Consider the following 26,459-nt stretch of genomic DNA (forward strand, 5'->3'; position numbering starts at 1 on the left):
TATTTAGAGGGGAGGTGGAACGGTGAAACAGTTCTTCAAACGTCTTTTATTTAAGGACAAAGGTTCAGTATCGGTCTTTGCAATTCTGATTATCCTCCCGATTTTCTTGCTTAACGCTTTGTTTATTGACACGGCTCGTATTTTTTCAGCAGAGCGCCAAATTGAAAACGGCATTGATACTGCTCTGCGTTCAACAATGGCAGAATTTAACGAAGAGTTAGCCTCTGTTGGGTTGTTCAGTTACAGTGGGAGTCAGTCAGAGGTGCAATCAGACTTTCGGCTCTGTCTTGATGAACAAATGTAAAGTTCGGGGGAGTTGAATGAAGCATTTACCCTCGCGAAACCGGATATACATAGTGATTCAGTAACTGCTACGTTTGACACAGATCGTAATCTTGTTGATTTGGATGTCTTTGAACATCAGGTTTTGGAAAGCATGAAATATCAAGCGCCAGCACAAATAGGTGAAGAGATATTTAATTTGGTTCAAAACTCTGGATTGGATGACTTTTCCGAGGAAGATGCTAATAGTCTTGAAGAATTATCAGAGTCCTATGAAGAATTATTTGAGTTGGCCAAAAAACGGAACGAAAAGCTGGATGATGCACGAGAAGAAATTAATAAATATATCAACATGATTAATGAAGATGGCCAAATGTTAAACATTCTTGGCACATCTAATCCTGATTTGGATGACGAAATACCGAGTAACATTAACAATATGGAAGAATTGATCTTTTACAATGAGCGTTATCATGACTTAAAAGATAAAGATGAAAATGGAGATGGCGATGGGGATAATTCAGAAGAAGAACAGCAGAAAATCGAAAACTATGAAGATGCGCTCAGTGAATTAAAAGGCGACCATTTGGATGAGTTTGACAAGTTCAGATCGACTCAATCAGAAATAAATAGACTACTATTTGGTACAGGGCCTGCAGCTGGTTCTCCCGATAACTTTGTTCCTTCTTCCGCAATGGATTATAATGATCAAATGGCAGATATCATGGGAGATATTAACTTCGAAGACTTTTATATTGGTGAGGAAGCTCAAGAAGAAATTGATAAGATGGAAAACATGATATTGGATACGGATTTTTTTAATGATATTTATAACCGTATTGAAATATTAGATGAGCAATTTTCTCCAGGCCAAAGCATGAGTGAAGAAGATGCGCTTAATGGCGGGTACTATTCAAGGACTGTTGTTGAATTGGTCGATGGATTCCATAAAATTATTGAAGATCACGAGGATGCTGCGGCCAATATCAAAAATACGTTAAGGGAAAGGTATAATGGTTACCGGGATGATGACGCTGAATTACTACGAAGTCACTTAAGTGATTATGATGACTCTAAGGAATTGATAGAACAGGAAGATGGTTTGGAGGACTTGGAAGAACAGGCAGATGATCAATTTTCCGAGCTGTGGGATATTATAGGTGGTGCCGAGGATTTAGCAAATGATCAAGACAATTATGACGAATTGGCGGACATCATTTCAGAGTATGATGCAATAAATGGCGACGATGTTGATGAAGATCCGGGAAGGTTGCAGTTTATCAAAGATGCATTCAATCGATTCAATGAGTTTCTTAGCTTTGTCCAAGAATTCCCGGAGTCATTCCGAAACCAGCTTTATATCAATGAATACATCATGGCGAATTATGGTACAAGTGAACCATATAGTTTGGATCCGACTTCAGGATCTTACTTATATGAAAATAAACAGGCGCAGTTTATTACTTATGGCCATACCATAGCCGGGGCCAATTATGCAGCATTTATTAGGGATATTGCGATGGTGTTGTTTGTTGTGAGTTTAATAGATCTCGTTCTCTTTGAAGGTGGTTTTGCAGGTCCATTAGGATTTTTACGTGCAGTATTTCAGGCTTTAGGGCGTACAATGATAGGTATAACACAACTTACTGAAGACGATGCATATCGTTGGAAGCCTTTAAAAATTTCCGGGACAATTGAAACGGACATGGCTTTATTCCTGCGCATTTTCATGATAATGAGGTCAACTGCTGGAGATGGTTATAATAACAAAAAAATACGGCGACTGCAGGGAGCTATCACATTGGATACCGATGTTCAATTGGATGAAAACCCATCCTATATAAAAGGGAAAGTTAAAGGCGATGTCGATTTATTGTTTATTCCAGCAATGACAAACCTCATTCCGAATGAAAACGGTAATCTGTCTGGAAATACTTATACGATTGAAAAAACAAAGGTTTATTCTTATTAAAGAGGGAGGAGTACAAAGGTGAAAAAATTACTCATTATTCTACTTGCAGGTATTTTTATTGTAGGGTGCAGTGGCAACGATGGAGAAGAAAATACTGATGAAGGAGAAAACGGGGACGATCAAGTCGAAGAAAATGGAGAGGGAGACAATACGCAATCAGAAGATGGAGAAGAAGATAAGGATGTTTACCAGGTTGGGGAAACAGCAGAGACAAACAGCAGCTCTTACGGTTTCCCTTATGAGATAACGGTGAATGAGTTTGAAGTAACAACTGATGATATTGAGGGACATTCATTAGAAGATTTTGTTGATCCAACTGAAGATGATAGATTTGTAGCAGTTAATGTCACTTTAAAGAATACAGGGGATGAGTCATTTGTTCCAGAAGATAAAATCTCAGCTCAACTATTAGGGGAAATGATTAGTGAAACAGATTACAATGAATTTTTTAAGGAAAGAGAAGAAGAATTAGAACCAGGTGAAGAGATAACGGGAAATGTCGTATATTTAACTAACATGCTTTTTGAAAACGATGTTGTTTATTTCACTTATGAAGCTGCAGCTCTTGATAATGAGGTTCAATTTGAACTGCCTGTTCCTGAAGAGTAAATGAAAGGTTTCTAAGGGCTGTTGCTGCCCTTAGGATGGAAAATTAGTGTAAATTAATTTTCCATCCTGATAGCAGCAATTTTAATTTAGATACACAGAAAGAAGGTGTTGAATATATCGTTTAAACTACGCAAGGAAGATGGCAGTATAACCGTTGAAGCGTCATTACTCATTCCAATTCTATTAACGTTTTTACTGTTTTTAATGTCATTAGTCAAAATATCAATTGCGGAAATGGCTTTGCAAGAGTCCGTAAGTGAAACGGCACAAACAGTAGCTCATTATTCATTTCTTTCCCTTGTTATAGAAGGACAAATAATGAGTAGTACTGAAGGGTTTATCGATGATTTGACTGACGATCAGAAGGATAGATTTGGCAATAATGAGATTGCTAACCAGTTACTGGATAAAGTAAGTGATGGTGTAAAAGGTGAAATCCCTGCAGCCGGTGAACTCATAGACACACATTTGGCAGAAGGAGCATTTGAGGATGCTGTTAGGAATAAATACGAAGACAAAGTTGGGACTTCTGACTTTTTTAGTCCTGGTGGAATAGAAATCATCGATCATAATTTTCCCCAATCACAGGGTGATTCGGATGTGAGAATTGAAGCTGAAAACGAACTCCGTCTTGTGCTACCATTCTTTGAAAAAGAAATAAATATCAAGAAAAAAGCAGTTGAACGCGCTTGGGCAGGCGGATAGAAGGTGTTTGAATGAAAGGAGGGAAGAAATGGCTGGGCATTTTATAATATTGATTCTTTTTTTACTTATTGCTTGTTATTACGATGTCAGACAGCACCGATTACCTAACTGGCTTAATGTCAGCGGGGTGTTGGTTGGCATAATCTATCATCTTGTAGTAAATCAGTTGGATGGTTTTATTCAATCTGTGCTGGGTTTGTTGGTTGCTGGCGTCATATTACTGCTTTTATACATATTTAAAGCAGTTGGAGCTGGTGATGTGAAATTATTCGCAGCAATTGGTGCGATTAGCGGCGTTTTATTTTCGCTATATGCTATTATGTATTCCATTATCTTTGCCGGAATTATTGGACTTATCATATTACTATTTACGAAAACATTTTTAATCAATATAACACTGGCTTTCTTACATATTAAGGAATCGATGAAGGATAAAACATTAACACCGCTGGATGATTTCAAAAATAATATCTCCAACCGATTCCCATTTATTTACGCTGTCATACCAGGTGTTATAACAGCATTTTATTATATGTATGTTGCTTAAGGAGGAATTATATGTCTAATCAGCTCGATGATTATTTACTAGAATATGTTGAATCAAACGGAGCATATCTAAAACTTCAAAAAAACAAGGATGAAAAGTTTAAGCAGGAGGATTTTCAGGAACTTCAGTTGAAAATGATTCAGTCAAATAACATTCCCAGACTTTTACCAATGAGTCTTGAGGATATAAATAACCAGATTACCGTTTTTTATAAAATAGAAGGTTTACGTCAATTACGATCATTAACAAAAGAACATCCTCTTTAGTTATATAGAGCAAGGAAATCATCAAGAGGCTATGAATCTAGGGCAAGAACTCGGGAATAATGAAATTCAAATTGCCAGTCTTAATTTACAGAAAGATGAAATAGAAGACGATGACGATTTGGATGATGATGAGAAAGATGACCAGATTGATGCATTGCAATAGTGCTACAATATCATAAAGCTGTTAGATGTTAAGGGGAAGATACATGTGTTATCTTCCCTTTACTTCAATGTCACTAGTAAAATTGGGGGATGTAGTTCATGAAATGTTTAAATTGTGGAGAAGTAAATAAAGAACAGAATCAATTTTGTTCGGAGTGTGGTACCAAATTATCAGAACAAAATGCCGGTAAGGTTGGGAAAAAATCTAAGAAAAAGGTTATTGTATTAGCAACAGCAATGGTTATTTTAATAGCAGGTATAAGCATCTTTTACCAGATTGGAAAGGCTAATTCTGCACCAGAAAATGTTGTGCAAGCCTTCGAGGATGCGGTCGAAAATAATGATCCTGATAAAATACAAAGCATGTTGACTTCATCAAATGAATCCTTATCTATTAATATGGACAATACTTCAAACTTTGTCGAGTTCTTGGAGGAAAATGCAGAAGTCTATGAAAACCTTATACATAAATTAAATGATCAGGCAGAGGCGATAAATCAGAATGTAACACCTTATAACTCAGATGGAGATTATGGAACACTTCATTTAGCGAAGGATGGTAAGCAGTGGTTATTTTTTGATGATTATAAACTTGAGGTCACTCCAATGTATATAGAGCTGGCAACAGAAACAGATGAAATCGACTTAGCTATTAATGGCGAGAAAGTTACCACCTCATCACAAGAGGATACGTTTGGTCCATATATGCCTGGGACCCATGTTGTTCGTGCAGGTTATGCGAACGAATATACCAGTACAGAGGTTACAGATGAAATTACTACATTTGATTCAGCGGAAGATACAGTGCGGCATGAAATTGAACTTCCTCTAACAGAGGTTTCTATCACTTCGACGTATGATGATTATAAATTGTTTGTCAATGGGGAGCAAACAGATATTGACATCAATGAAGGTGAGAATCCGATTGGCACTTTTCCAAGCGATTCGTCCACTACCGTTCATATCCAAAAAGAATTTCCATGGGGGAATGTAAAAAGCGAAGAAGAACCGATAAGCTCTGATGCCATTAGGTTTGATGAAGTCGAAGTATTCACTCAGGATGAGAAAACAGCATTAATGGAGCAAATAAATGAAAGTATCAGCCTATTTCATGAAGCCCTCACAGAAAGAGACGAATCTATTTTGCAGGCAGGCGTAACAGATAATCTGGAGGAAATATTGTCTGAGCATATGGAGTCTACAGGTGATTGGAGCGACTCTTATGAAGGTGAATTGAAAAAGGCGGAATATGATATATCAAGAATAATCTATCCGGAATATAATGAGGACCTGAAAGGATATACCATAATTTTAAAAGCGCATTATTATTTATATGAGCCCGAGGGCCATGCTTATGGGAATTTAAACTGGCTTGGAAGGGATGAGGATAAACAGCAATACAAAGCAAGCAAAGATGTAACCCTATTCTATGATGAGTCAGAGTCAGCCTGGAAGCTCCACAATATAGAAAATGAATACTTCCATATTTCCGATTTTAATAGTCAGGAATTTATCATGGATGAATAAATGGGTCAATGCGTGCAAATGTAAGATTTTGACGGTTAGAGACTTGGATTCTGCATAGAAGACCGCTTTAATGACAGAGGGAACAACAGGTGAAGTTTTGTTATATAAACTAAAGCGAGGAGCGGTATTATCATGGAAATGAAATTAATTCCTTTTTATGTAGAAGCCAATCGCAACAGAATGGGGTATAGTTTATTCATTGACATGAACACCACGAAGGTTTATCGGGTATATAATGATAATTATCGTTTTTTTAATAGCGCACAGTATTTGTTTTATTCTCTCGGGGCTTACTGGATTCTTAAAACAATAGGCGGTATCAGTATCCATATGAACTTCCTATTCAGTGTTATTATTCTGCTGGTCCTTGGAGGAGTTTCCTTCTGGTTTGGGAATCACTATTTATATAAAAAAGCGTTGAAAAAGATGGATTTGAAAGATGTATATTTAACGAAAGATGAATTTATGGATTATGCCAAAGCTGGTCGTCATAATGCTCGTTTGCTTTTAATCATATTATCGATCTGTGTCACTGTTTTCCTTATTCTCATAATCTTGTACCTTGCTGTGCGTTCAACTGATTTATTAATAATTTTAACATTGAATTCTTTCATTATGGGAGGGATAATTCGGTCGATCCCTATTCTGCGTCTTCGCCTGAATTATCAAAACAGTTATTTGGTGGAAGTCGCGACTGCAGTGAATGATAAAATGGTAAAATAAAGGCATACGCATTAAAAGTGAAAGGCAGTACAACAAGAAAATAGTCCATTTTGATCAGTCTTCCATTTTACAAAGCTACAAAATGAATCTATTAAAAACCGAAATAAAATAATAAATAGAAAACAGCCACATAAAAAATGTACAGTTGTGACCTTATCATAGGATTAGTTTTAATAGAGTATAGAAGAAATAAACAAAAATTATAAGGAGAATTCTTAGTGAGATACATAAAGATTTTCAGCATCATTTTCATCGTTACAGTTTTATTAATTGGCTGTTAACGACGATTTAACTAAAGAACAGAATGATGACACATCAACTGAAACAACGCAGGCAAATGAAAGCATCATAGATGACCCTGAAAATAATAAACAAGAAGAGAATGAGATAGAGGAAGAGGAAGAGGAAGAACATTGAAATGATGAATTAGCATTCTTAGAGGACATACCAAGCGCCCCAGAAAATACAGCAGATCTAATTAATCAAAAGCAGGGGCCATATGCTGGTATTGATGACGCCTTAGGTTAACAAATATTATTGCCCGTTTAACACGTGTATTCGAAGATGAAGGGATTATAAATAAGGGTCAAGCAGATGAATTTAAAGAAAAAAGAGTTGAAATTCAAGATTTAATAGACAGTTCAAGACATGAGATTGATGATGAATTACAGGATATCAGCGCAGATACACTAGAAGATATGAAAGATACAATTGATGAAAGGTATGAAGAACAAACTCAGGAATAACATTTGAGGAAACTTAGTAAATCGTGGGGGAGCGGCATGATAAAAATTGGTAAATGGATAAAAAGTATATTAATTTTTCTGTCTATCGTATTTTTAACTTTCCAACCTATGTTGGTTCCTGTGGTGCATGCAGTAGATTCCTGGTCAGAGGTTGATCGTTTTGAGTTTGGAGCTAGCACTGTAGAAATGTTTGCAGGATTTTAGAAAATATCGGGGGGATAATTCTATTTAGCTAGTAATGGACTAACATTATTTCTAGGAGAGAATTCTTAATGGGGTATGGAAAGTTTTTAAGTATAGTATTTATCTTTTTTATTTTGTTAGTAGGATGTACTGATGAAGACACCTCTGATGAGGATTCTACTAATGAAAATGAGGAAACCGTACAATCTAGTGAAAATACGGTAGATAACGAAAATGAAAGTAAAGAATTGAATGATTCAGAAGAGAAGAATATGGAGCAGCAGTTCTTAGAAAATATAGATAGTGTCCCTGAAGATACTGCTGGGCTAATTAACCAAAAGCAAGGTGAATACGCTACCGTTGATGTCAGACATGACAGTGTGGAAGACGATGTCTTAAAGGATGTACGAAAGTTAACACCGTTAACAGAAGATGCGAATGCAGAGCAAGTAGATAAATATTTCGATTATCTATACGCATTAGCTGCTGAAAATTTCCCTGATCCGCAAGATACGATAAATAAATGGGAGTTTGGTTCCTTTGGGGATCCTGATTTGCCAGATTCCCGGTATCATTTCAAAGAAAATTACAATGTTGAAATCATATTGGATGCAAGTGGAAGCATGGCCGCCTATATCGGTGATAAAACAATGATGCAAATTGCTAAAGAATCTATTAACGATTTTATGAAACAAGTACCAGAAGAGGCAAATATTTCGTTTCGAGTCTACGGTCATGAAGTGACTAGTTCCAGCAGCGATAAAGCTATGTCATGTGATGCAATTGAGCAAGTTTATGGATTTGAATCCTATGATGAGGAAAAGTTTCAAAATGAACTGGACAAGATTGAACCAGCTGGCTGGACTCCTTTAGCAGATGCTCTGGAACAATCCGAAGAAGCTCTGAAGGATTATGATACGGAACATAATACGAACTTGATTTATGTTGTAAGTGACGGAATAGAAACTTGTGATGGAGGTCCTGTGGAAGTAGCTGAAACACTTTCCGATTCAAATGCACAGCCCATTATGAATATAATTGGATTCAATGTGGATTCTGATGCCCAGGAGCAGTTGAAAGAAATGGCTGACGTATCGGGAGGGGTCTTTTCAACAGCCAACAACCAGGAACAATTAGAAGAGGAATTTACCCGTGCAGAAGAGGTTTTAGAGGCTTGGGAAGATTGGAAAGAAGATGCAATGAGTGATGTGGATTCTATTAGAGTGAATAATAGCTTTGATATTAGAGGAGTTACAAATGATTGGGGACAACAATCTAGGTTATTGTCCAACAACTTAGCACGATTGATAAGAATATTTGAAGGTGAAGAAATTATAAACGATGAGCAAGCAGATATCATGAGTGAAAAAAGAGATAATGTAATTGAGGTTATGGACACTGCTAAGTTGGAAATAGAAGAAGAACTGGAAGACATTAGCGCAGATTCCCTTGAAGAAATGAAAGAATCTATTGACGAGAAATACAGTGAACAATCAGATAATTAAAGGTTCATATTTTGTACAATGGGCTGATGGAGATTGGAAGATTGATTAAAAGGATATTTGTTTCCCTTGCCATTGTGTTCTTAACGTTCTTTCCTGTAATCGAGCCGAGTGGTTACAGAAACGCCCGAATTAATACGTAACTTTAATTTTGGAAGTATTTATGGAAAGTTAGCGGCTTACAAAATGTAGCGGATGGTATCACTAACTCTATTGAAGAGTTCTTTAGTTAATAGTTAAATGGAGGGAAGCAACATGAAACATTTTATTAAACTATCATTGTCACTTATGCTAAGTTTATCCATTATTGCAGGCTGCTCTGACCAAGAAAATGAAGAAGGTCAGACAGGTGACCAACAAGTAAACGAAGAAAATGAGTTAGCTGAGGAAGAGAGTAATAGTCAAGAAACTGGTGCTATAGAGGAAGAAGAAAGTGAAGAAGAGGAAAACACAAATGATTCGAGTGAAAGTAATGATACCCATGTTGAACACCAGGAAGGGCTTAAAATGGGTGAGACTGGAATTGTTGTTGATAATAGTGAAAATAGATACGAAGTGACATTGAATTCGATTGAATATGTAGATGAAGTTGGAGGTTCTGAAGCAATAGGGGATACTCATGCAGTAGTGGATATAACTGTAAAGAACATAGGCGAAGAAAGTTTTAATGCTAAAGATATTTATGAGCCAAGTTTTGGGCCTATAGAGGGAGAAGAAGGACTTCAAGCAACCTTAAATCCAATATTTATTGATGAGCCCGGAATGGTTGAACAGGATTTACTCGAAGGTGAAGTGGCGCCTGGAGAATCTGTAACAGGTGTTCATATATACGATATAGAAAAAGTTGAAGAGTATCTATTTATAATTGGTGGGAAAGGTCATCAAATAAGAACATACGCACAATGGGAAGTTTCTGATAGTGAAATTGAGTAACTAGATAGTTTGTATTAACTGATTACAGTATATATATCAGGAAGTTAGTGACAGTTCATCCCTTTAGGGAGGTGGAATATTGAAAAAGTTTTTTAAACGTCTTTTATTTAGGGAAAAGGGTTCGGTATCGGTTTTTACAATTCTGATTATCCTCCCGATTTTTCTGCTTTGATGAACAGTTCGGGGGAGTTGAATGAATCGTTTACTCTCGCGAAGCCGGATATACATACTGACTCAGCAACAGCATCATTTGATAAAGACCGTAACCTTGTTGATTTGGATGTCTTTGAACATCAGGTTTTAGAAAGCATGAAATATCAAGCACCAGCACAAATAGGTGAAGAGATATTTAATTTGGTTAGTGAGTCTGGATTGGATGATTTTTCAGAGAAAAATGCTAATAGTCTTGAAGAATTATCAGAGTCCTATGAAGAAATATTTGATTTGGCCAAAAAAGGAACGAAAAGCTGGATAACGCACGGGAAGAAATTAATAAATATATCAATATGATTAATGAAGATGGCCAAATGTTAAATATTCTTGGCACATATAATCCTGATTTGGATGAAGAGATACCGAGTAATATTAACAATATGGAAGAATTGACCTTTTATAATGAGCGTTATCATGAATTAACAGATGAAGATGATGAAAATGGAGAAGGTGATGAGGAGAATTCAGAAGAGGAACAGCAGGAAATCGAAAACTATGAAAATGCGCTCAATGAATTAAATGATGACCATATGGGTGAGTTTGATAAATTCAGATCGACTCAACCAGAAATAAATAGACTACTATTTGGAACAGGGCCTGCAGCTGGTTCTCCCAATAACTCTGGTCCGTCTTCCGCAATGGATTATAATGATCAAATGGTGGATATCATGGGAGATATTAACTTTAAAGACTTTGATATTGGATACGGAGTTTTTTGATGATATTTACAACCGTACTGAAATATTAGATGAACAATTCTCGCCAAATCAAAGCATGAGTGAAGAAGATGCGCTTAATAGCGGGTATACTTCAAGGACTGTTGATGAACTGGTGGATGGTTTCCATAAAAATTATTGAAGATCAGGAGGATGCTGCGACCAGTATGTACCCTGTGGGGCCATTCGACTAGCGCCGAAACACGCTAAAGCGTGCTAAAAACCTTGGTTTTCTCGCTCAAACCCAGCCAACGGCTGCTGTTGGATCGCTTTTGCCTCCGGTGCGATACCGTTGACAAAAGCTATAAAAAGTATTTCTAACCTAAAGGAAAACAAAAAAATCTGTTTCATTTTCATAGAGATCTTTTTTTGAACTCCTCGAAAATGAAACAGAATTTGGAATATATATTAAAGGATTTTATTTTACTTTAGACTTTTTCTTCTGTTTTTTTAAGGCAGATCTTCCCATGAAAATAAGTGAAAAAGAAATAAGGAAACTTAAAATCATTGTAATTCCTACATAATAATATAAGAAGAAAAATGATAAAATCCCTATAATTATATAAAAATATGCCATTTTCTTACTAAATGATTTATAAGGGGGATTTGTTTTTATTAAAGAAGAATTTGTTCTCATTATTTACCCCTCTCTTTCTTATTTATTAAGTTTAATCAAAACAAGCAGCTTGAGCGCCAGCCATTCCACCAGCTACTCCACCAACAATTGCTCCAGGAATACCCAAGCCTCCAAATCCAGCAAGTCCAGCTGTACCACCTGTACCTGCAATACCTAAACCACATTCTAAGGCATCAGACCAAGAAGCTGTTTGAATCATACCTTCTGAAGTATATTGTACTACTTGAACTTCAACAGTATTATCATCAAGTAATTCATATTGAATTTCCACATCATTATTGTTTTTATCTACCGTACTTGATGGAAGGGTATCCAGTCTTATGACTTTTTATTTCAATAGAATCATTAGGATTTGAAGTAATATCTGCATTATTTACTGTTAACTCCATAGTGCTTTCGTTTACTAGTTCAAGATTATATGTGAGATAACCTTGTTCTTCTTCATTATATGTAACATAATTGTTCTCTTCAAGTTGAGATTCAACTTCTTCATTTGTGGATACCCCTGTAGCAAAGGTAAATGAACACATTGATACTACCGTTAAAGAACTTACGGCCATTTTACTCTTTTTTAACATAAAATAACAACTCTTTTAAAAATAAAAAATATTATTAATCTATCGTAACAGGAAAATTATTCCAATTAAATATATCGATAGAAATATTTATCATCAACAAATGAGATTCGTTAAATGGTTATACAATATTCTGGAATAATTACCGAGATTTAAATGGAAAAATATGGGAATTGGTCAGATTATGAAATGGAAATATATAATGATGAGACGCTAACAATAACAATGATAGCCAAGACGACGGGAACAATGATGAGAATTCATCGAAAACGAATAATACGGTTATTGATTTAGGGAAAGCAGAAGAAATTGCATTAAATGAATTTGATGGCCAGATTACAGAACTTGAGCTTGATGAAGACGACGGCCGTCTTATGTATGAAATTGAAATTGAAGATGGTGAAGATGAAGCAGAAATAGAGATTGATGCGTATACAGGAGAAATCCTTGTGATTGAAATCGATAGAGAAGATGATTAAGCATGAAAATAGCTACCAGCCTCTTAGTGCTGGTAGCTATTTTTCATTCATACGTCGTAATCTGATTTCTCATCAAGGAAAGAGTCCTATTATTCTTGGAGAAGACGGGTACAGTTCATACATGTATTAATAGTGTGGTATCGTTGGAAAACAGACCAGCTTTTAGCAGTTTTACCTGGTGGAACGTTCAAAGGCTTTAGCATATTAAAGTGATTCAAGTATTAAAAACTATGTCAAACTTATTGCGGGCCAAAATAAGTAGCATAAAAAAATCACCGAATCTCGAACAATACAAAAAGTAGTAATTTATAACTAGATTAAAAAAGATTGATGTAGCGCTTTTATACTGTATTTTCGTAAAAATAGCAATTGTTATTGACAATGGAAAATCCTACTATTAGACTAAAATCTATAACTTTAAAATGTTAGAAACTTAGGTTTGTTGCTCCATAAAAAACTTTATGTGAGGCTTTTTACCTGAGCTAAAACTAACCTAGATAAAGGAGATGGATAATTATGGCAGGACAAATACGTATGAGTCCAGAGGAATTGCAAGCAAAGTCAAAACGTTATGGACAGGGTTCAGAACAAATTGACCAAGTTTTATCAGATTTAGCAAACTTACAGGAAGAGTTACGTGGAGAATGGGAAGGACGCGCATTTGAACAATTTGACGTCCAATTCCAACAATTAAGACCAAAAGTTAAAGAATTCTCTCAATTGATGCTTGAGATTCAGGATCAACTAACTAAAACAGCTGAGGCTGTGGCACAGCAAGATGAAGCATTATCACGTAATTTTGGGCTTTAAGTACTTTAGTAATTTTCAATAATCACTATCCTGAGCCACGCGACGCTTGTTGTGTGGCTTCTGCTCATTTAATAGATACATAGATGTAAAAAGCATGTCTACGGGGAATGTTTTGATAATGGGATTAATATTATATTGATTTTTTTAATATGCAGGAGTTGAGAATGAATGAAAAAGCTAAATAAGCGAATCCTATTGTTTTTGATTTTAATGCTTTTTCTTGCTTCAGGTTTATCCTATCTTGGGTTCAACCAAGTGTCGACAACGGAAACGGAAGAAGGAAGAGAAGTACAGACAATGGCAATGGACATAGCGCTTGTGAACGAAGACGATGGTGCAACTTTTAACGATAATGAGGTATCCTTTGGTGATGCGTTTATCCAAAGTATGGATAGGGATGAATCGCATGACTGGTATGTTGTTAGTCGTGGTGTTGCTGAAAGTGGCCTTGAACGAAGTACATACGATATGATGATGATTGTCCCAAATGATTTTTCAGAGAAAGCTTTATCCATGGAATCGGAGTCACCGGAACAGGTGTCACTAAATTATAAAATCAATGCATCAGGTAACGAACGGGTACAAACAGAAGCAGAAAAGACAGCTAGTGAAATATTAAATGATGTAAACCGTCGAATTGTCGATGTTTACTTCGCTAGTATTATTGGTAACTTACAAGATGCGCAAGACAGCATTGGTTCCATTGTGGAAAGACAAGGTGCACATACATATACCTACAACAATTCAATCAATAATCCACTCAGCTCATATACGGATCGCTTTAGCGACGTGCAAGATAATACAGAGACATCGAAAGAAAGCTTTAATGGTTTGGAGGAAGTTTTAGAAACATTTGAGGATAGTTTAAGTTCCCAGGCCCAAACAAATCAAAACTATCTATCAGATATGGAGGAACATTCCGAATCACAAGAAGCGAATAATCTTTTATCAAATGAATTTCTAGGTAAACTGAACGACTTTGACAACCAAATAAATAGTGAAAATGTATTACAGCAATTAGCAGAATTAGAAGCAGCAAATGAAGCAATTAATAACCAGTTTCAACAAGATGAAAATGATAGACAAACGATTGTTACGAATGCTGCAACTATACAGAGACAGTTAGAAAACACAAGCGAACAAATTGCAAATTTGGATACGTATTTGCAGGAGAACTTGGATTTGGGTGTGAGGTCTAGAGTAGAAGATAGGCTGTCTGGTATTTTTGCAGAGGCTTTAGATGGTGAACAAAACAATTTGAACACATTATTTAATGCTCCAGACCAAAACGCACGACAAAGCATTCAAAATCAAATAAACAAGTTGCCAACACTCAATACAAAAGAGATCGAGGGGCTTGGTTTATCAGACCAGACTGTTACAGAAATGAAAAATGTTATTGGAGTAACGAAGTATATTGAAAATGCTCCAAATTCAGGGTTTGAATATGTGCCAAATGATTCTGATGAAAGGGAAACTTTACCCCAGCTAATACAAGGTATCAAATCAGACTTAGCTATGAAGGGTGTGCAGATTGAGGACACGGTCAAAATTCCTGAAGAAATTAATGAATCGGGATCAACTTTCGAATTAAAAGTCCCTGATGAGTTTGAAGATAGTAATTTAACGCTTACTTTAAATAATGAGAAAGTTAAATATGAACGTAACGGTGATGAGGGCATAATAATTACACAACCCATGGATAAAGGTAAGCTTACTGTTCAATTTAACTTGAAATTAAGAGATCAGGAAGCCGAAATTGATGTATTTCAGCCTGTTACATGGAGCTGGGAAATGGATTTGGCAGGTATTAAAGAAGTAGATGACACAGAAAAATCTAAAAACACGGCTTCAGTTTTCAAACCCAAGAAGCCGCTTGTAGCTACATTGAGTACAAATGGGAATGAAGATAGGGTTCAAGAAAGTCAACAAGGCGAGTCTACAGATGATCCAGAAGATGTAGATGGTGAAGATATAGGCGGCCCTAAATCAGAAAAAAATCCAGAAGACGATTCTGAAAGTGGAAACGAAGGGGATTCAATTCCAGACTCAGGAGAAGACACTGAAAACGCGGATGATTCTAATTCAGGAGGTGACCCTGGGAAAGACCAAATTGAACCTAAAGATGAAGAAGACAATCAGGATGACCAAAATAACGGTGATAAAGATCCAGAAAAAGGCCAAGATGAAACAAATGAAGATGAAGAAAATGGGAATGGAGAAGATGGAAATAAAGAAGACGAAGAAGAACCCGAAACGGTTAATATTATAAATCATAAAATTCAACATAAAATCGAGTCAGAATTAACAAGTGACTCAACAGAAAAATTAATTGATGCAGCGTCTGATACAGTGAGTGATTATCAAAGAATGCTCGCATTGTATGAAAGTTATTTTGGAGTTGATATGGAAAATGACGAACTGCGGGAAGATCTAGATCCTCAAGGGGGATTAAATGATTTAGCGACAAAAGACTCCCTCTATAATTTATTTAATCAAAAGGAACTCGCGGAGCTAATAAAGGATAATATGGTTAATCATATGACTAACAGAATTACAGCAGAAATCCGCGGACCAATAGAAAGCTTACAAAATCAGATTCAACAATACAATCAACTCGTAAATGAAGTGGATGACAATGCAGATCAGTTAGCTGAAAACATTGCTAGTACGATGGAACAAGCAGAAGTTATGAACCATAACCTGGAAGAAACCTTGGCTGACTTAGCTGCATGGCGTGAGGAGACTATGGGTCTGATTGATGAACAAGAAAATGTTCAATCAAACAAAGATGACGAGCAGACGGCTTTTATGACGATGGGCAATGATTTACAATCCATTTTCTCGGAGACGGAGACACTTGCTGGTCAAGCAGATACTAACCTGGATTCAGCTGACAATGTGTATCAGACATTTGATGCAATTGATGAACAAGCGAGCGATATTCAAGAAAGTGGCGTCACCCTAGTAGACCAGGCCGAAACGTTATCTGATGATATGACTGAAACACTACTAGAGGATCAAAATTTCGCAAATAACTTTGCTGATGTTCTGGCAAACAGCCGGGTCGGAGATAGGCAGAATGAAGATTTATATGACTTCCTTTCCAGCCCTGTTGAAACCCAAAACGATGGCGTAATAGGGCCAGGAGGATCATCAGACGTAGATAGTGAAAATACAGCAAATACAGCCTTTACACCGTATTACTTAGTGTTAATTTGCTTTATTGTTGCTTTGTTCACAGCCTATGTTATCTCAACAAACAATCAAAGACGCGTGGACAGGGATCAATTTGCGCAAGACAAGACGATAGTTGGTAAAAACCTTCCATTAACTGGGCTTACCGCTAGTATTGGTGTTGTCGAAGGACTGGTGATTGGTTTGACTTCTGGTTATTTCCTGCAAATTGGCGGAGGAAGCCTATTTTTATGGGTTGGCTTGATCACACTTATTATGTTAGCAATGTTATTTGTTGCTACGTACTTACTAAGACAATTGAAAATGATCGGCATGTTTATCCTGCTGGCTGTATTGAGCTTGTATCTATTCTTAACAGATGCACTTGCTGTCAGTATGAGTCAAATTGAAACAGTGCGGATGTTCTCACCATTGCAACATGTTGAAACAATGCTTGGAAATGTGGTGAATGGTAATGCAAATAGCGTGCTATCCATTATAGTTCTTATTGGTATAATCTTGATTGGTGCTGCTGCTAACTTATTCGTCCTACACCAAAATGCAAGGGAGGAGACGGAAGATGAAGGTGCTGCTGAAGCGAATTAGTCTTTTGTCAGTCTGCCTACTTGGTATGCCGATGTTCATGATACCATTACTAACAATTGCTGAAGATAACGCTGAAAATAGTGGTGAAATGGAACTGAAAATAGATCGTATAGGTGGAGAAGGAAGACAAAGCTATCAAAATACCGAAACAGAAATGGAAAAAAGGTTTCCTCATCTGTTTAAAGAAGAGACAAATGCAGCCATTGAATCGAAGCAAACAGAAGTAGAAGATTCGGTAGAAGAGCTGGAACAATCGCTGTTTACGATGGACGAAGATGCTGGTGATACAATAGTGCAGGATACAAAGAGCGCTTTGTTCAACGATGACTATACGGCTCCGCAGACGGCTTCTAACGAGAATCAAGAAGAAGAGGGCAATTCCAGTTTAGGTAATGCCCTCTACATCGGCTTTGCCGGGCTGGCTAGTGTTTTATGTGTTGGCGTTTATGCGATGATTCAGCGATTTACAGGTTAGAGGAGAATGGACGATGGCAGATAATACGCATATTAATGTAACAATAGATTTCAGTAAATGGGGGTACAATACGTACGATTTACGTATTCCCCTCCAAACATCAGTCAAACAATTACTGCTGAATTTGATGGAAACATTAAATATTGAGCGGAGAGAAGGGTCACTTTCTGCATTGAAAATAACGACAAAAGACCTTCTATTAACAGATGAAGATAGTCTGATTGATTATCCGGTGTCTGATGGTGATATATTAAAAGTTTTATAAACGCATTACATAACAGATCGATATGAGCTACATGATTGCTAGAACTTTCGAAGGAGTCAATGGATATGAAGGAAAGAACAATACAGATGGAAGAACTCTCCCTCCAGTTCACCATAAACGAGAATAATTGGCAATTACAGTTACCGAAATCACAAACACGCGTCAAAGACATCCGTCAATTGGGGCTGATTACCGAAGACGCTGATCTCTTTGTACCGATGACAGTTGATGAGGAAGACGATATGTTTACCTTCACATTTACTGTTGATCAAGGCGCGATAAAATGGGAAGATCTAACAAAACTTGGACGTAATGATAAATTGCGCCTGTTGTGTAATATTGCCCGTTATAAAGAGTATTTGCCTACAAGAACAACATTTTTCCTTCATCCGGATAACCTTGTGTTTGATGATAACTTGATGCCTGCTATTGTATATCGCGGAATTCGTGGCGTGTTTCCACCATATGAAATGGAAGAAGAGAAGTTTCTTAAGCAATACAAATGTCTGATTATCGCTTTATTTTCAAAAAAGTATACCTTTGATCAGCTATATGATGGGTCACTGCAGAATGCGGATGAAACTGAATTTCAACGCCAAGTGAGTGAGATGGATGATCTAACTCATTTGATACATTTTCTTGAAGACAGCTATAAGGAAGAACAAAAGAAGACAGAAGCAACAATGCAACTTGTGCCGACAAAGCGTTTCCGTCTTTTTAAGCGGCTTTCCATTAGTATGATCATATTTTCTGTTGTTCTGGCTATTCCACTTGCATATATTCTATTTTGGGAATTACCATACCAGGACAAATTGCAAACATCCCACCATGAGTATCTTGCATCCGATTACGGAGATGTTATTTCGACACTACAGGGAGAAAATCCGGAAGAACTCCCCTTTGTTAATAAATATATTTTGGCCGTTTCCTATATTAATGTAGAAACGTTATCTGACGATGATAGAACGGTTATTATGCGAAATGTTAGTTTGAACAGCGATGAGAATTATTTGATGTATTGGATTTATAATGGTCGCGGTAATTTGGAGGAATCTGTTGACACGGCGAAGTATATTAATGACCCACAGCTTATTATGCACGGTCTGATCCAACAGATTGAACAGGCGCAAAATGATCCGGAATTAACCGGTACCCAGCGGGATGAAACGGTTAATGAACTAGAACAAGAGCTAGCTGACTATCGGGAAGAATATAATTTAATGCCAGAGGAAGAGGAAACAGATAACGAAACAGTAGATGAGCAAGAAGATACCGAAGCAGATGAAGCAGCAAATAATGAAGAAGAATAAAGACGATAAGAAGAGCAATGGACTTGTTTGGAGGATAGGAAGATGGCAGAGAATATACTGACGGTGAGCTACGGAGATCAATTGCATACATGCCATTTGCCGGACGGCGAAGAAAAGGAAATCACGATCGGAAATGATTGGGCTGATACGGTAACATTTTCACCGTTGAAACAGGGGTTTCCGGTAGCGTGGAATGGTAAAACATGCACTATTGAAGATAAAATGCTGCACGTAAATGAACAAAAATCGATACATATAGAAAGTAACCCCATGCATTTCTATCTAACAGACACAAAAGATGGCGATGTATATGACATAGCAGCTAAGCGTAGTATAACGTTCGGTTCCAATGAATATGATGATGTGCGTGTTTCCGGAACATCCGTTGACTTTGTGCTGTTACGTGAACATGCAGAACAGTTATTTAAACTTGAAGTGCATCAGGGTGCGATCTACCATAATTACGTTCGTACAAACGGAGATGTGTTCGTTGAGCCAGGTGATCAACTCTTTTTTGATGGTGTAACGGTTATCATGGGTGAGGAAGATGTTCACATTGTTGCTCCTTTAGCGGGCATTGCATCTAAACTAGTCCCACTTGTAGAAGCAGATAAACGGTATAATGCGGAGTATCCCGATTATCACCGTTCGCCGAGAATCATTTACAGAGAACCAACAGACAAACGCCTTATCGCAAAACCGGCTAACAAACCATCCAAGCCAAGTGAGCAGTTAGGGCGTACTATTGTGCCGCCACTTGTGATGATCGCCGCACTTGTGATCGTTTCTATCATTCAACCAAGAGGAATCTTTATTATCGTCATGCTCGCGATGACAGTGACGACCATTATTTTCGCCGTCACGTCCTATGTGAAAAGTGTGAAAAAGTATAAAGCGGATATGAAAGAGCGTGATAAGACATATAGGGAGTACTTACAACGTAAAACAAAAGAATTGTTTCATGTAACCGAAGAGCAGCGCCATGCACTGAATTACCATTATCCAAATGTAGAACAAATCCGTCAGATGACGAAGTATGTAGATGCCAGAACTTACGAAAAAACACTATTTCACCATGATTTTCTAAATTATCGTGTCGGGCTGGGGAATGTTGATTTGAGTTTTGAGATCGACTTTAATGAGGAAGAGTTCGATCAAGAGAAGGATGAACTCGTAGACGCAGCGCGTGAGCTTAATTCCCAATATAAAGACATCAAGCATGTACCTGTTGTGACGTCACTTGTGAACGGGCCTGTTGGTTATATTGGAACACGTCATCTTGTTCTGGAACAATTGCAATTATTAGTCATGCAGACAGCACTTTTCCATAGTTATCATGATTTACAATTCATTACGATTTTCCCTGAAGAAGAGAAAAAGGAATGGAGCTGGATGCGTTGGTTACCACATGCGAGCCTGCAGGGTGTGAATGTTCGCGGTTTTGTTTATCATGAACGTTCCCGTGATCAAGTTCTCCATTCGTTGTATCAAATTTTAAAAGAGCGCAAACTTGTATTGGATGAAAAAACAAATAAAAATGAAAAAACATACTTTTCACCCCATTATGTCGTCCTTATTACGGATGAAAAAATTATCTTAGATCATACGATAATGGAATTTTTCAATGAAGATCCCAGTGAACTTGGTGTATCCCTTGTGTTCGTTCAAGATGTGATGCAGTCACTGCCGGAACATGTGACAACCGTTATTGATATCCGAGATGTGAAAAGTGGAAATATTTTGCTGGAAGAAGGGGAACTGGTCAATAAGCATTTCACATTGGATCATTTTCCAAAAGGATTTAATAAAGAAGATGTTTCCCGGGCATTAGCACCATTGAATCACTTACAAAGCTTGAAAAACTCGATCCCGGAAAGTGTCACATTTCTTGAAATGTACGGGGTGGAGAAAGTCGAGGAGCTCGCTATCGCAAGGCGTTGGCAGGTGAATGAGACCTATAAGAGTTTAGCTGTTCCATTAGGACTGCGAGGAAAGGACGATCTCGTAAACTTAAATCTACATGAAAAAGCACATGGACCACACGGTTTGGTCGCAGGTACGACCGGCTCCGGTAAATCCGAAATCATACAGTCATACATAATCTCACTTGCGGTAAATTTTCATCCCTATGAAGTTGCCTTTCTACTTATTGACTATAAAGGCGGCGGAATGGCGAACCTTTTCAAAAACATGCCGCACTTACTCGGAACCATCACGAACCTGGACCGTGCACAATCCATGAGAGCTCTTGCCTCGATTAAAGCAGAACTAAAAAAACGCCAACGCTTATTCGGGGAACATGACGTAAACCATATCAATCAGTACCAAAAGCTATTTAAACAGGGTGAGGCCAGTGAAGCTATGCCACATCTATTCTTGATTTCAGATGAGTTCGCCGAGTTGAAATCAGAGCAGCCGGATTTCATGAAAGAACTTGTTTCGACTGCCAGAATCGGGCGTTCACTCGGTATTCACCTTATCCTAGCAACGCAAAAGCCAAGCGGTGTTGTTGATGATCAAATCTGGTCAAACTCGAAATTCAAGCTGGCACTTAAGGTCCAAAACGCGAGTGATTCCAACGAAATTCTAAAAACACCGGATGCAGCCGAAATCACACTGGCTGGCCGCTCGTACTTACAGGTCGGGAACAATGAAATCTATGAATTATTCCAAAGTGCCTTTAGCGGAGCGGATTATGTACCGGATAAAGATGATCACGAATTGGTGGACACCACGATTTACGCGATTAATGAGTTAGGTCAATATGATATTTTAACAGAGGATCTAAGCGGATTAGATAAAAAAGAAGAAATTGAAAAAGTACCAACAGAACTCGATGCGGTGATTGATTATATTCATGATTATACGGAGGAACAGGGGATTGAACCGTTACCGCGGCCATGGTTGCCGCCGCTTCCGGAGCGTGTCTTTGCACAAGGCTTGCATCCAGTGAATTTTAAAGAAGCCTGGTTCGAACCGAAAAAGCCATTACACGCAACGATTGGTCTGCTTGATCAGCCGGAATTACAGGCACAGGAACCAGTTACGCTGGATTTAACCAAAGATGGGCATATTGCAATTTTCTCAAGTCCCGGTTACGGGAAATCAACGTTTCTGCAGACTCTAATCATGGATCTCGCGCGCCAGCATAATCCGGAACACTTACATGTATATCTATTGGATTTTGGTACAAATGGATTGTTGCCATTGAAGAGCATTCCGCATGTTGCTGATACCATGTTAATGGATGAAGTAGAGAAAGTAGGGAAATGGATCCGCCTAATATCCAATACCATCAAAGAACGCAAGAAGAAACTAAGTCAGCATGGTGTCGCAAATATGGAAATGTATGAAATGGCTAGTGGGGAAACAGTACCGAATATCTTTATTGCCATTGATAACTATGACTCCGTTCGCGACGCGGACTTTGGCGAGGAATTCGACAAGTTAATCACACAAATCGCGCGTGAAGGCGCAAGTATCGGACTGCATCTCGCAATCAGCGCGGGAAGACAAAGTGCGATGAAAATGCCACTGGTTTCTAACATGAAACTTCAAGTCGCCTTATACTTAATCGATCCATCAGAGGTGCGTTCGATTGTTGGAAGAACAGATTTGGAAATAGAGGAGATTGCAGGTCGCGGGGTGATTAAACTGGAAGATCCAACATTGTTCCAGGCAATGCTCCCAGCGGAAGGAACAGAAGCACTCGCAATCATCGATGCTATTCAGGACACCGCGAAACAAATGGATGAACATTGGGAAGGGGAGCGTCCGGAGCCGATTCCGATGATGCCTGAAGGGGCAATTGATTTTGAACAGTTTAAGAAAACGAAGAAAAGCCGGAAAATTGTTGAGGATCAGCAACTTCCGCTTGGGCTGGAATTTGAGGAAGTTGCGCCGGTTGCATTTGATCCGGCGGAATTCGGTTTCCTAACAGTCGTAAGTGATCGGAAAGACGGCCTTGATAAATTGACGCACGCACTTGCTAAAAATATGACGATGCTGAATGACGCTTACTATACGATGTTAATCGATACGAATGACCAGCCGCTTGCAGACACAGGGAACCAATTACATGCATACTTTTCAGAAGCAGAGGGTATTACCGCCGTAAAAGAGGACCTGACAACAGAAGTCCATAACCGGTTGCAGGGAGAAGCTGACCAAACAAAATGGCTTGTTATGATCAAGGATTTGAAAGACTTCGTAACTCGAGGCAAATTAGACGATGATGTGCTACCATCATTATTAGAAGAAGGACCATCTGTCGGTATTCACTTTATTGTATGCGGCGACTACGGCTTTATCGGAAGCAGTATTGAACCGGCAGCAAAATATGTACGCAGGCAGTCAACAATTGGTTTACTCACCATGAAGCTTAGCGATCAGGATATCTTTAATCAGCCGTTTATCCGTAAAGAAAAATATCCGAACGCATATGAATGCTATTACGCCATGGATCATGAACATGTGAAAATAAAAATTCCGGAGTAAGGGGGAGTGTTTATGAGCAGTGATTCACTTAGTAGATTGCAGCAGCGGAAGACAGCAGTTAACCAAGATATTGGTAATGCAAGGGAAAGGATTTCCGCTGCGGAAGACAAAGTTAAACGTCTGCAAAAAATATCAAGCTCAATGCAGACCAGTATTTATAGTTTAAGGAACATTAAAGGGAACATTGATGACTTTGAAGTGACAAAGGCAAAGTGGGAGGGCGATCAGGAGAATCAGTTTATAGCAAAGTATAACTCCTATGGGGTTCTTGTAGGAATCTATGACTCTGATACAAGTAAAGCAAAAAATCAAATTGATGAAGATCTTGAGGTGGCAAGACAGGAAAAGGCTCAAGCAGATATGGGGCTGGAAAGTCTGCAAAGTACTCTGAATGGTATAGAATCTGATATCAAAGTGGCGAAGGAGGATTCATAAGTATGGCTGAAGAAGTTGGTATTAAAATCAGTGAATTCAACTCGAATATTTCCAATCTAAGATCGGCAGTTTCCAGTATTAATAGCAGCATCAAGTTAACCCGGGAATTTGAAAAAACGGATCTTAAGCCATTTATGGATGATCTGGAAACAACGATTGAAGCCATCAAGTTGTTAGAAAGATATAAGCAGATGATAGATTCCGACATTCAAGCGCTGGAGAATGTCGGCAAAGAAATGGTAGAAAATGATGAGCAATTGGCTAAAGTAAGCGGACCGCAACCAATGCGCGCTTAAAGGAGGGTAACGAATGGCAAATAAGGTGGATATATCTGAAGTAACCGATTTTTCGAATGACTTGCAGGAAGCTTCCGCTGACTTTCGATCCCAGTTAGATAAAGTCCAAGAAAGTATTGAAGCGATTAATGGCATGAGCTCTTTTTCCGGAAAGGCGGCAAAGGAAGCGAAAAACTATTTTGGCGAATTGCATATAACCATATTGGAATCGTTCAAAGGATTGTTTGATGATATGGAAGCAAATTTGCAGCAGCATATGGAGGCATTCAGGTCCGAAGTAGATGTTAGTGAGTCTGCCGTCATTAAGAGTACTTATTTGCAAGATGTTCAAGAAGACATTAATGAAGTATTTGAGGATTTGGAGAAACAGGACGAAATTATCCATGATACAATTAAAGAAGTGTCCGATATTTCATCCGCTACTCCTCCATCCTTTTCGGATGTAAATGATTACAAAAACAAGACGATTAAGAAACTGAAGGAAGTGGATGAAGACTTAGCTTCCTTCAACAATAAAGGCGATGAAACAGATGTGAAAGCGATCATGAACCAGATTGAGACAGCTATGAATAATGCGAAAGCGAGTGAAGGGAAAGCGCGGTTTGCGGATTTTGAAGGGGCTTCTCAGGGTAGTGTGTTGGCGGAGTTGAAGGATTATAATAAAGGTAAAAATCAGGAGAGGGAAGAGAAAATAGAAAATCTGGATTCAGAGTCTAAGGGAGTTTTAGAACAGGCTAGATGGGATTATGAAAATGGCGAACTTGATAAGTCGACACTTGAAGCTATAATCACTGGACTTATAACTGGAGGAAGTGGCTTTCTAGAAAATTTAATGAAAAATAAGCAAGCAGACGAATTATCAAGTGAAGATGCTGAAAAGGTTGCTGAATGGGGTGCGGATAACCGTGTACTATTTTTGGATCCTAAAACCATGCTTAAAGAACAAGAAGAACTAGGATTTGAAGGTGAAAAAGGTGGATATGAAACAGAAGAGGTGTGGAGCATAAACTTGCAAATTAACCAACAAAAACACGCTCAACTTACTGCCCAGAGTGAGGGTGATAATAAAGCCGAGCAAGAAGCTAAAGATAAGGAAAAGCAATTAAGAGAAAAGTATGCAGATTTATCAGCACATTTAATTAAAGAAGATGAACCTCCACATGTTTTACCAAATGAACAATTGCAGTTGGAAAACGGAGACAATTTTAATTATAGGGTAGATAGTGAAGGACATTTACATTATGAAGGTGAACCGGGGTATGAATATTATGAGGAAGCTCATAAGCAATCAGCTGGTCAGCAGGTTCAAGGAGTATTAGCTAAAACGGTTTTTACATCATTAGTAGGTTGGGGTACTGGAAGTTTAGTTGCCAATGCATCATTAAAGAGTCAAGCCGGTATGTCCATTCTTGGTGGGACTACTGGGGCTGGTTCAGAATTGTTAGGTCCGAATAAATATAATGTCTTGTATGTTCCTAGTACAGATGAAGTAAAAACTATGATTTACAGAACAAATAAAAACGGAGAAACGGAGAATTTAGTAATTGATTCGCAAGGAAAAGAAATATTAAAAAACAGTGGTTGGAATGATTACTAAGATTATTTATAACATTTATCCATATTGTATATGCGAAGAATAAAAATGGTTTATAAACATGGGATCAACACTAAAATCTATAGTTGATATTAGGAAATAAATATGGTATTAAGACTAGTAAGCAAAGGAAATATACGGATACTCCTATGGTGCGCGTAATGTTTTTCCGTAGCGGTCACAATCCTTTATCATTACAACTAGTTTGTCAACGATA

Annotated in this window: 28 protein-coding genes; 26 read left to right on the plus strand and 2 right to left on the minus strand. The window is 37.9% G+C overall.

Going from position 1 to position 26,459, the window contains the following annotated elements; translation table 11 throughout:
- Positions 1-22 precede the first annotated feature (22 nt).
- From OLD84_RS04150 to OLD84_RS04225, 16 genes are all read left to right on the plus strand, one after another.
- Positions 23-304: a pilus assembly protein TadG-related protein gene (locus tag OLD84_RS04150; protein ID WP_209461855.1), complete on the plus strand. Its 282-nt coding sequence runs from the start codon at positions 23-25 to the stop codon at positions 302-304.
- 12 nt (positions 305-316) lie between these two features.
- The gene (locus tag OLD84_RS04155; protein ID WP_209461856.1) at positions 317-2,254 is read left to right on the plus strand and encodes a hypothetical protein; all 1,938 of its coding nucleotides are present in this window, start codon (positions 317-319) and stop codon (positions 2,252-2,254) included.
- A gap of 18 nt (positions 2,255-2,272) precedes the next feature.
- Positions 2,273-2,863: a DUF4352 domain-containing protein gene (locus OLD84_RS04160; RefSeq protein WP_209461857.1), complete on the plus strand. Its 591-nt coding sequence runs from the start codon at positions 2,273-2,275 to the stop codon at positions 2,861-2,863.
- Between the two features lie 108 nt (positions 2,864-2,971).
- The gene (locus tag OLD84_RS04165) at positions 2,972-3,568 is read left to right on the plus strand and encodes a TadE/TadG family type IV pilus assembly protein (protein WP_209461858.1); all 597 of its coding nucleotides are present in this window, start codon (positions 2,972-2,974) and stop codon (positions 3,566-3,568) included.
- A 28-nt stretch (positions 3,569-3,596) separates the two neighbouring features.
- On the plus strand, positions 3,597-4,115 hold the full coding sequence (locus tag OLD84_RS04170; RefSeq protein WP_209461859.1) for an A24 family peptidase: 519 nt from the start codon (positions 3,597-3,599) through the stop codon (positions 4,113-4,115).
- Positions 4,116-4,126: 11 nt separating this feature from the next.
- On the plus strand, positions 4,127-4,381 hold the full coding sequence (locus OLD84_RS04175; protein ID WP_209461860.1) for a DUF6382 domain-containing protein: 255 nt from the start codon (positions 4,127-4,129) through the stop codon (positions 4,379-4,381).
- A 4-nt stretch (positions 4,382-4,385) separates the two neighbouring features.
- Complete coding sequence (locus OLD84_RS04180) at positions 4,386-4,544, plus strand: type VII secretion protein EssB/YukC (RefSeq protein WP_264917485.1); 159 nt, start codon at positions 4,386-4,388, stop codon at positions 4,542-4,544.
- A gap of 98 nt (positions 4,545-4,642) precedes the next feature.
- Positions 4,643-6,070: a zinc ribbon domain-containing protein gene (locus OLD84_RS04185; protein ID WP_209461862.1), complete on the plus strand. Its 1,428-nt coding sequence runs from the start codon at positions 4,643-4,645 to the stop codon at positions 6,068-6,070.
- A 132-nt stretch (positions 6,071-6,202) separates the two neighbouring features.
- Positions 6,203-6,793 (plus strand): hypothetical protein, encoded by a 591-nt coding sequence (locus tag OLD84_RS04190; protein ID WP_209461863.1) that lies wholly within the window; start codon positions 6,203-6,205, stop codon positions 6,791-6,793.
- 270 nt (positions 6,794-7,063) lie between these two features.
- Positions 7,064-7,210, plus strand: coding sequence for a hypothetical protein (locus OLD84_RS04195; protein WP_209461864.1), 147 nt, complete (start codon positions 7,064-7,066; stop codon positions 7,208-7,210).
- A gap of 365 nt (positions 7,211-7,575) precedes the next feature.
- Complete coding sequence (locus OLD84_RS04200) at positions 7,576-7,743, plus strand: hypothetical protein (RefSeq protein ID WP_209461865.1); 168 nt, start codon at positions 7,576-7,578, stop codon at positions 7,741-7,743.
- Between the two features lie 68 nt (positions 7,744-7,811).
- A complete protein-coding gene (locus tag OLD84_RS04205) occupies positions 7,812-9,227 on the plus strand; it encodes a vWA domain-containing protein (protein ID WP_209461866.1) in 1,416 nt (471 codons plus the stop codon).
- 252 nt (positions 9,228-9,479) lie between these two features.
- Positions 9,480-10,157, plus strand: a complete 678-nt coding sequence (locus OLD84_RS04210) for a DUF4352 domain-containing protein (RefSeq protein ID WP_209461867.1) — start codon at positions 9,480-9,482, stop codon at positions 10,155-10,157.
- A gap of 189 nt (positions 10,158-10,346) precedes the next feature.
- Entirely contained in the window at positions 10,347-10,667 is a 321-nt protein-coding gene (locus tag OLD84_RS04215) for a hypothetical protein (protein WP_209461868.1), read from the plus strand.
- A gap of 17 nt (positions 10,668-10,684) precedes the next feature.
- Positions 10,685-11,089 (plus strand): hypothetical protein, encoded by a 405-nt coding sequence (locus tag OLD84_RS04220; protein ID WP_209461869.1) that lies wholly within the window; start codon positions 10,685-10,687, stop codon positions 11,087-11,089.
- A gap of 68 nt (positions 11,090-11,157) precedes the next feature.
- Complete coding sequence (locus OLD84_RS04225) at positions 11,158-11,280, plus strand: hypothetical protein (RefSeq protein ID WP_264917276.1); 123 nt, start codon at positions 11,158-11,160, stop codon at positions 11,278-11,280.
- A 474-nt stretch (positions 11,281-11,754) separates the two neighbouring features.
- Here the strand turns inward: OLD84_RS04225 and OLD84_RS04230 are convergent, their stop codons facing one another.
- Positions 11,755-11,994, minus strand: coding sequence for a hypothetical protein (locus OLD84_RS04230; RefSeq protein ID WP_209461870.1), 240 nt, complete (start codon positions 11,992-11,994; stop codon positions 11,755-11,757).
- Positions 11,995-12,007: 13 nt separating this feature from the next.
- Complete coding sequence (locus OLD84_RS04235; RefSeq protein ID WP_209461871.1) at positions 12,008-12,283, minus strand: hypothetical protein; 276 nt, start codon at positions 12,281-12,283, stop codon at positions 12,008-12,010.
- A 299-nt stretch (positions 12,284-12,582) separates the two neighbouring features.
- On the opposite strand from OLD84_RS04235, the gene OLD84_RS04240 reads away from it, so the two are divergent.
- From OLD84_RS04240 to OLD84_RS04285, 10 genes are all read left to right on the plus strand, one after another.
- Positions 12,583-12,777, plus strand: coding sequence for a PepSY domain-containing protein (locus OLD84_RS04240; protein ID WP_209461901.1), 195 nt, complete (start codon positions 12,583-12,585; stop codon positions 12,775-12,777).
- Positions 12,778-13,293: 516 nt separating this feature from the next.
- Positions 13,294-13,587 (plus strand): WXG100 family type VII secretion target, encoded by a 294-nt coding sequence (locus OLD84_RS04245; RefSeq protein ID WP_209461872.1) that lies wholly within the window; start codon positions 13,294-13,296, stop codon positions 13,585-13,587.
- A 168-nt stretch (positions 13,588-13,755) separates the two neighbouring features.
- Complete coding sequence (gene esaA / locus OLD84_RS04250; protein ID WP_209461873.1) at positions 13,756-17,370, plus strand: type VII secretion protein EsaA; 3,615 nt, start codon at positions 13,756-13,758, stop codon at positions 17,368-17,370.
- Positions 17,345-17,845, plus strand: a complete 501-nt coding sequence (gene essA / locus OLD84_RS04255) for a type VII secretion protein EssA (RefSeq protein WP_245301454.1) — start codon at positions 17,345-17,347, stop codon at positions 17,843-17,845. The genes esaA and essA overlap by 26 nt, the downstream gene beginning before the upstream one ends.
- Before the next feature lie 13 nt (positions 17,846-17,858).
- Positions 17,859-18,110, plus strand: coding sequence for an EsaB/YukD family protein (locus OLD84_RS04260; RefSeq protein ID WP_209461874.1), 252 nt, complete (start codon positions 17,859-17,861; stop codon positions 18,108-18,110).
- Between the two features lie 65 nt (positions 18,111-18,175).
- Entirely contained in the window at positions 18,176-19,420 is a 1,245-nt protein-coding gene (gene essB / locus OLD84_RS04265; RefSeq protein ID WP_209461875.1) for a type VII secretion protein EssB, read from the plus strand.
- A 42-nt stretch (positions 19,421-19,462) separates the two neighbouring features.
- Positions 19,463-23,917, plus strand: a complete 4,455-nt coding sequence (gene essC, locus OLD84_RS04270; protein WP_209461876.1) for a type VII secretion protein EssC — start codon at positions 19,463-19,465, stop codon at positions 23,915-23,917.
- Between the two features lie 12 nt (positions 23,918-23,929).
- Positions 23,930-24,352 carry a DUF5082 domain-containing protein gene (locus OLD84_RS04275; RefSeq protein ID WP_264917277.1) on the plus strand — a complete coding sequence of 141 codons (423 nt, stop codon included), beginning with the start codon at positions 23,930-23,932 and terminating at the stop codon, positions 24,350-24,352.
- 2 nt (positions 24,353-24,354) lie between these two features.
- On the plus strand, positions 24,355-24,648 hold the full coding sequence (locus OLD84_RS04280) for a TIGR04197 family type VII secretion effector (protein WP_264917278.1): 294 nt from the start codon (positions 24,355-24,357) through the stop codon (positions 24,646-24,648).
- Positions 24,649-24,661: 13 nt separating this feature from the next.
- Entirely contained in the window at positions 24,662-26,245 is a 1,584-nt protein-coding gene (locus OLD84_RS04285) for an LXG domain-containing protein (protein WP_264917279.1), read from the plus strand.
- Positions 26,246-26,459: the final 214 nt, after the last annotated feature.

The sequence above is a fragment of the Virgibacillus natechei genome, assembly GCF_026013645.1.
Lineage (GTDB): Bacteria > Bacillota > Bacilli > Bacillales > Amphibacillaceae > Virgibacillus_L > Virgibacillus_L natechei.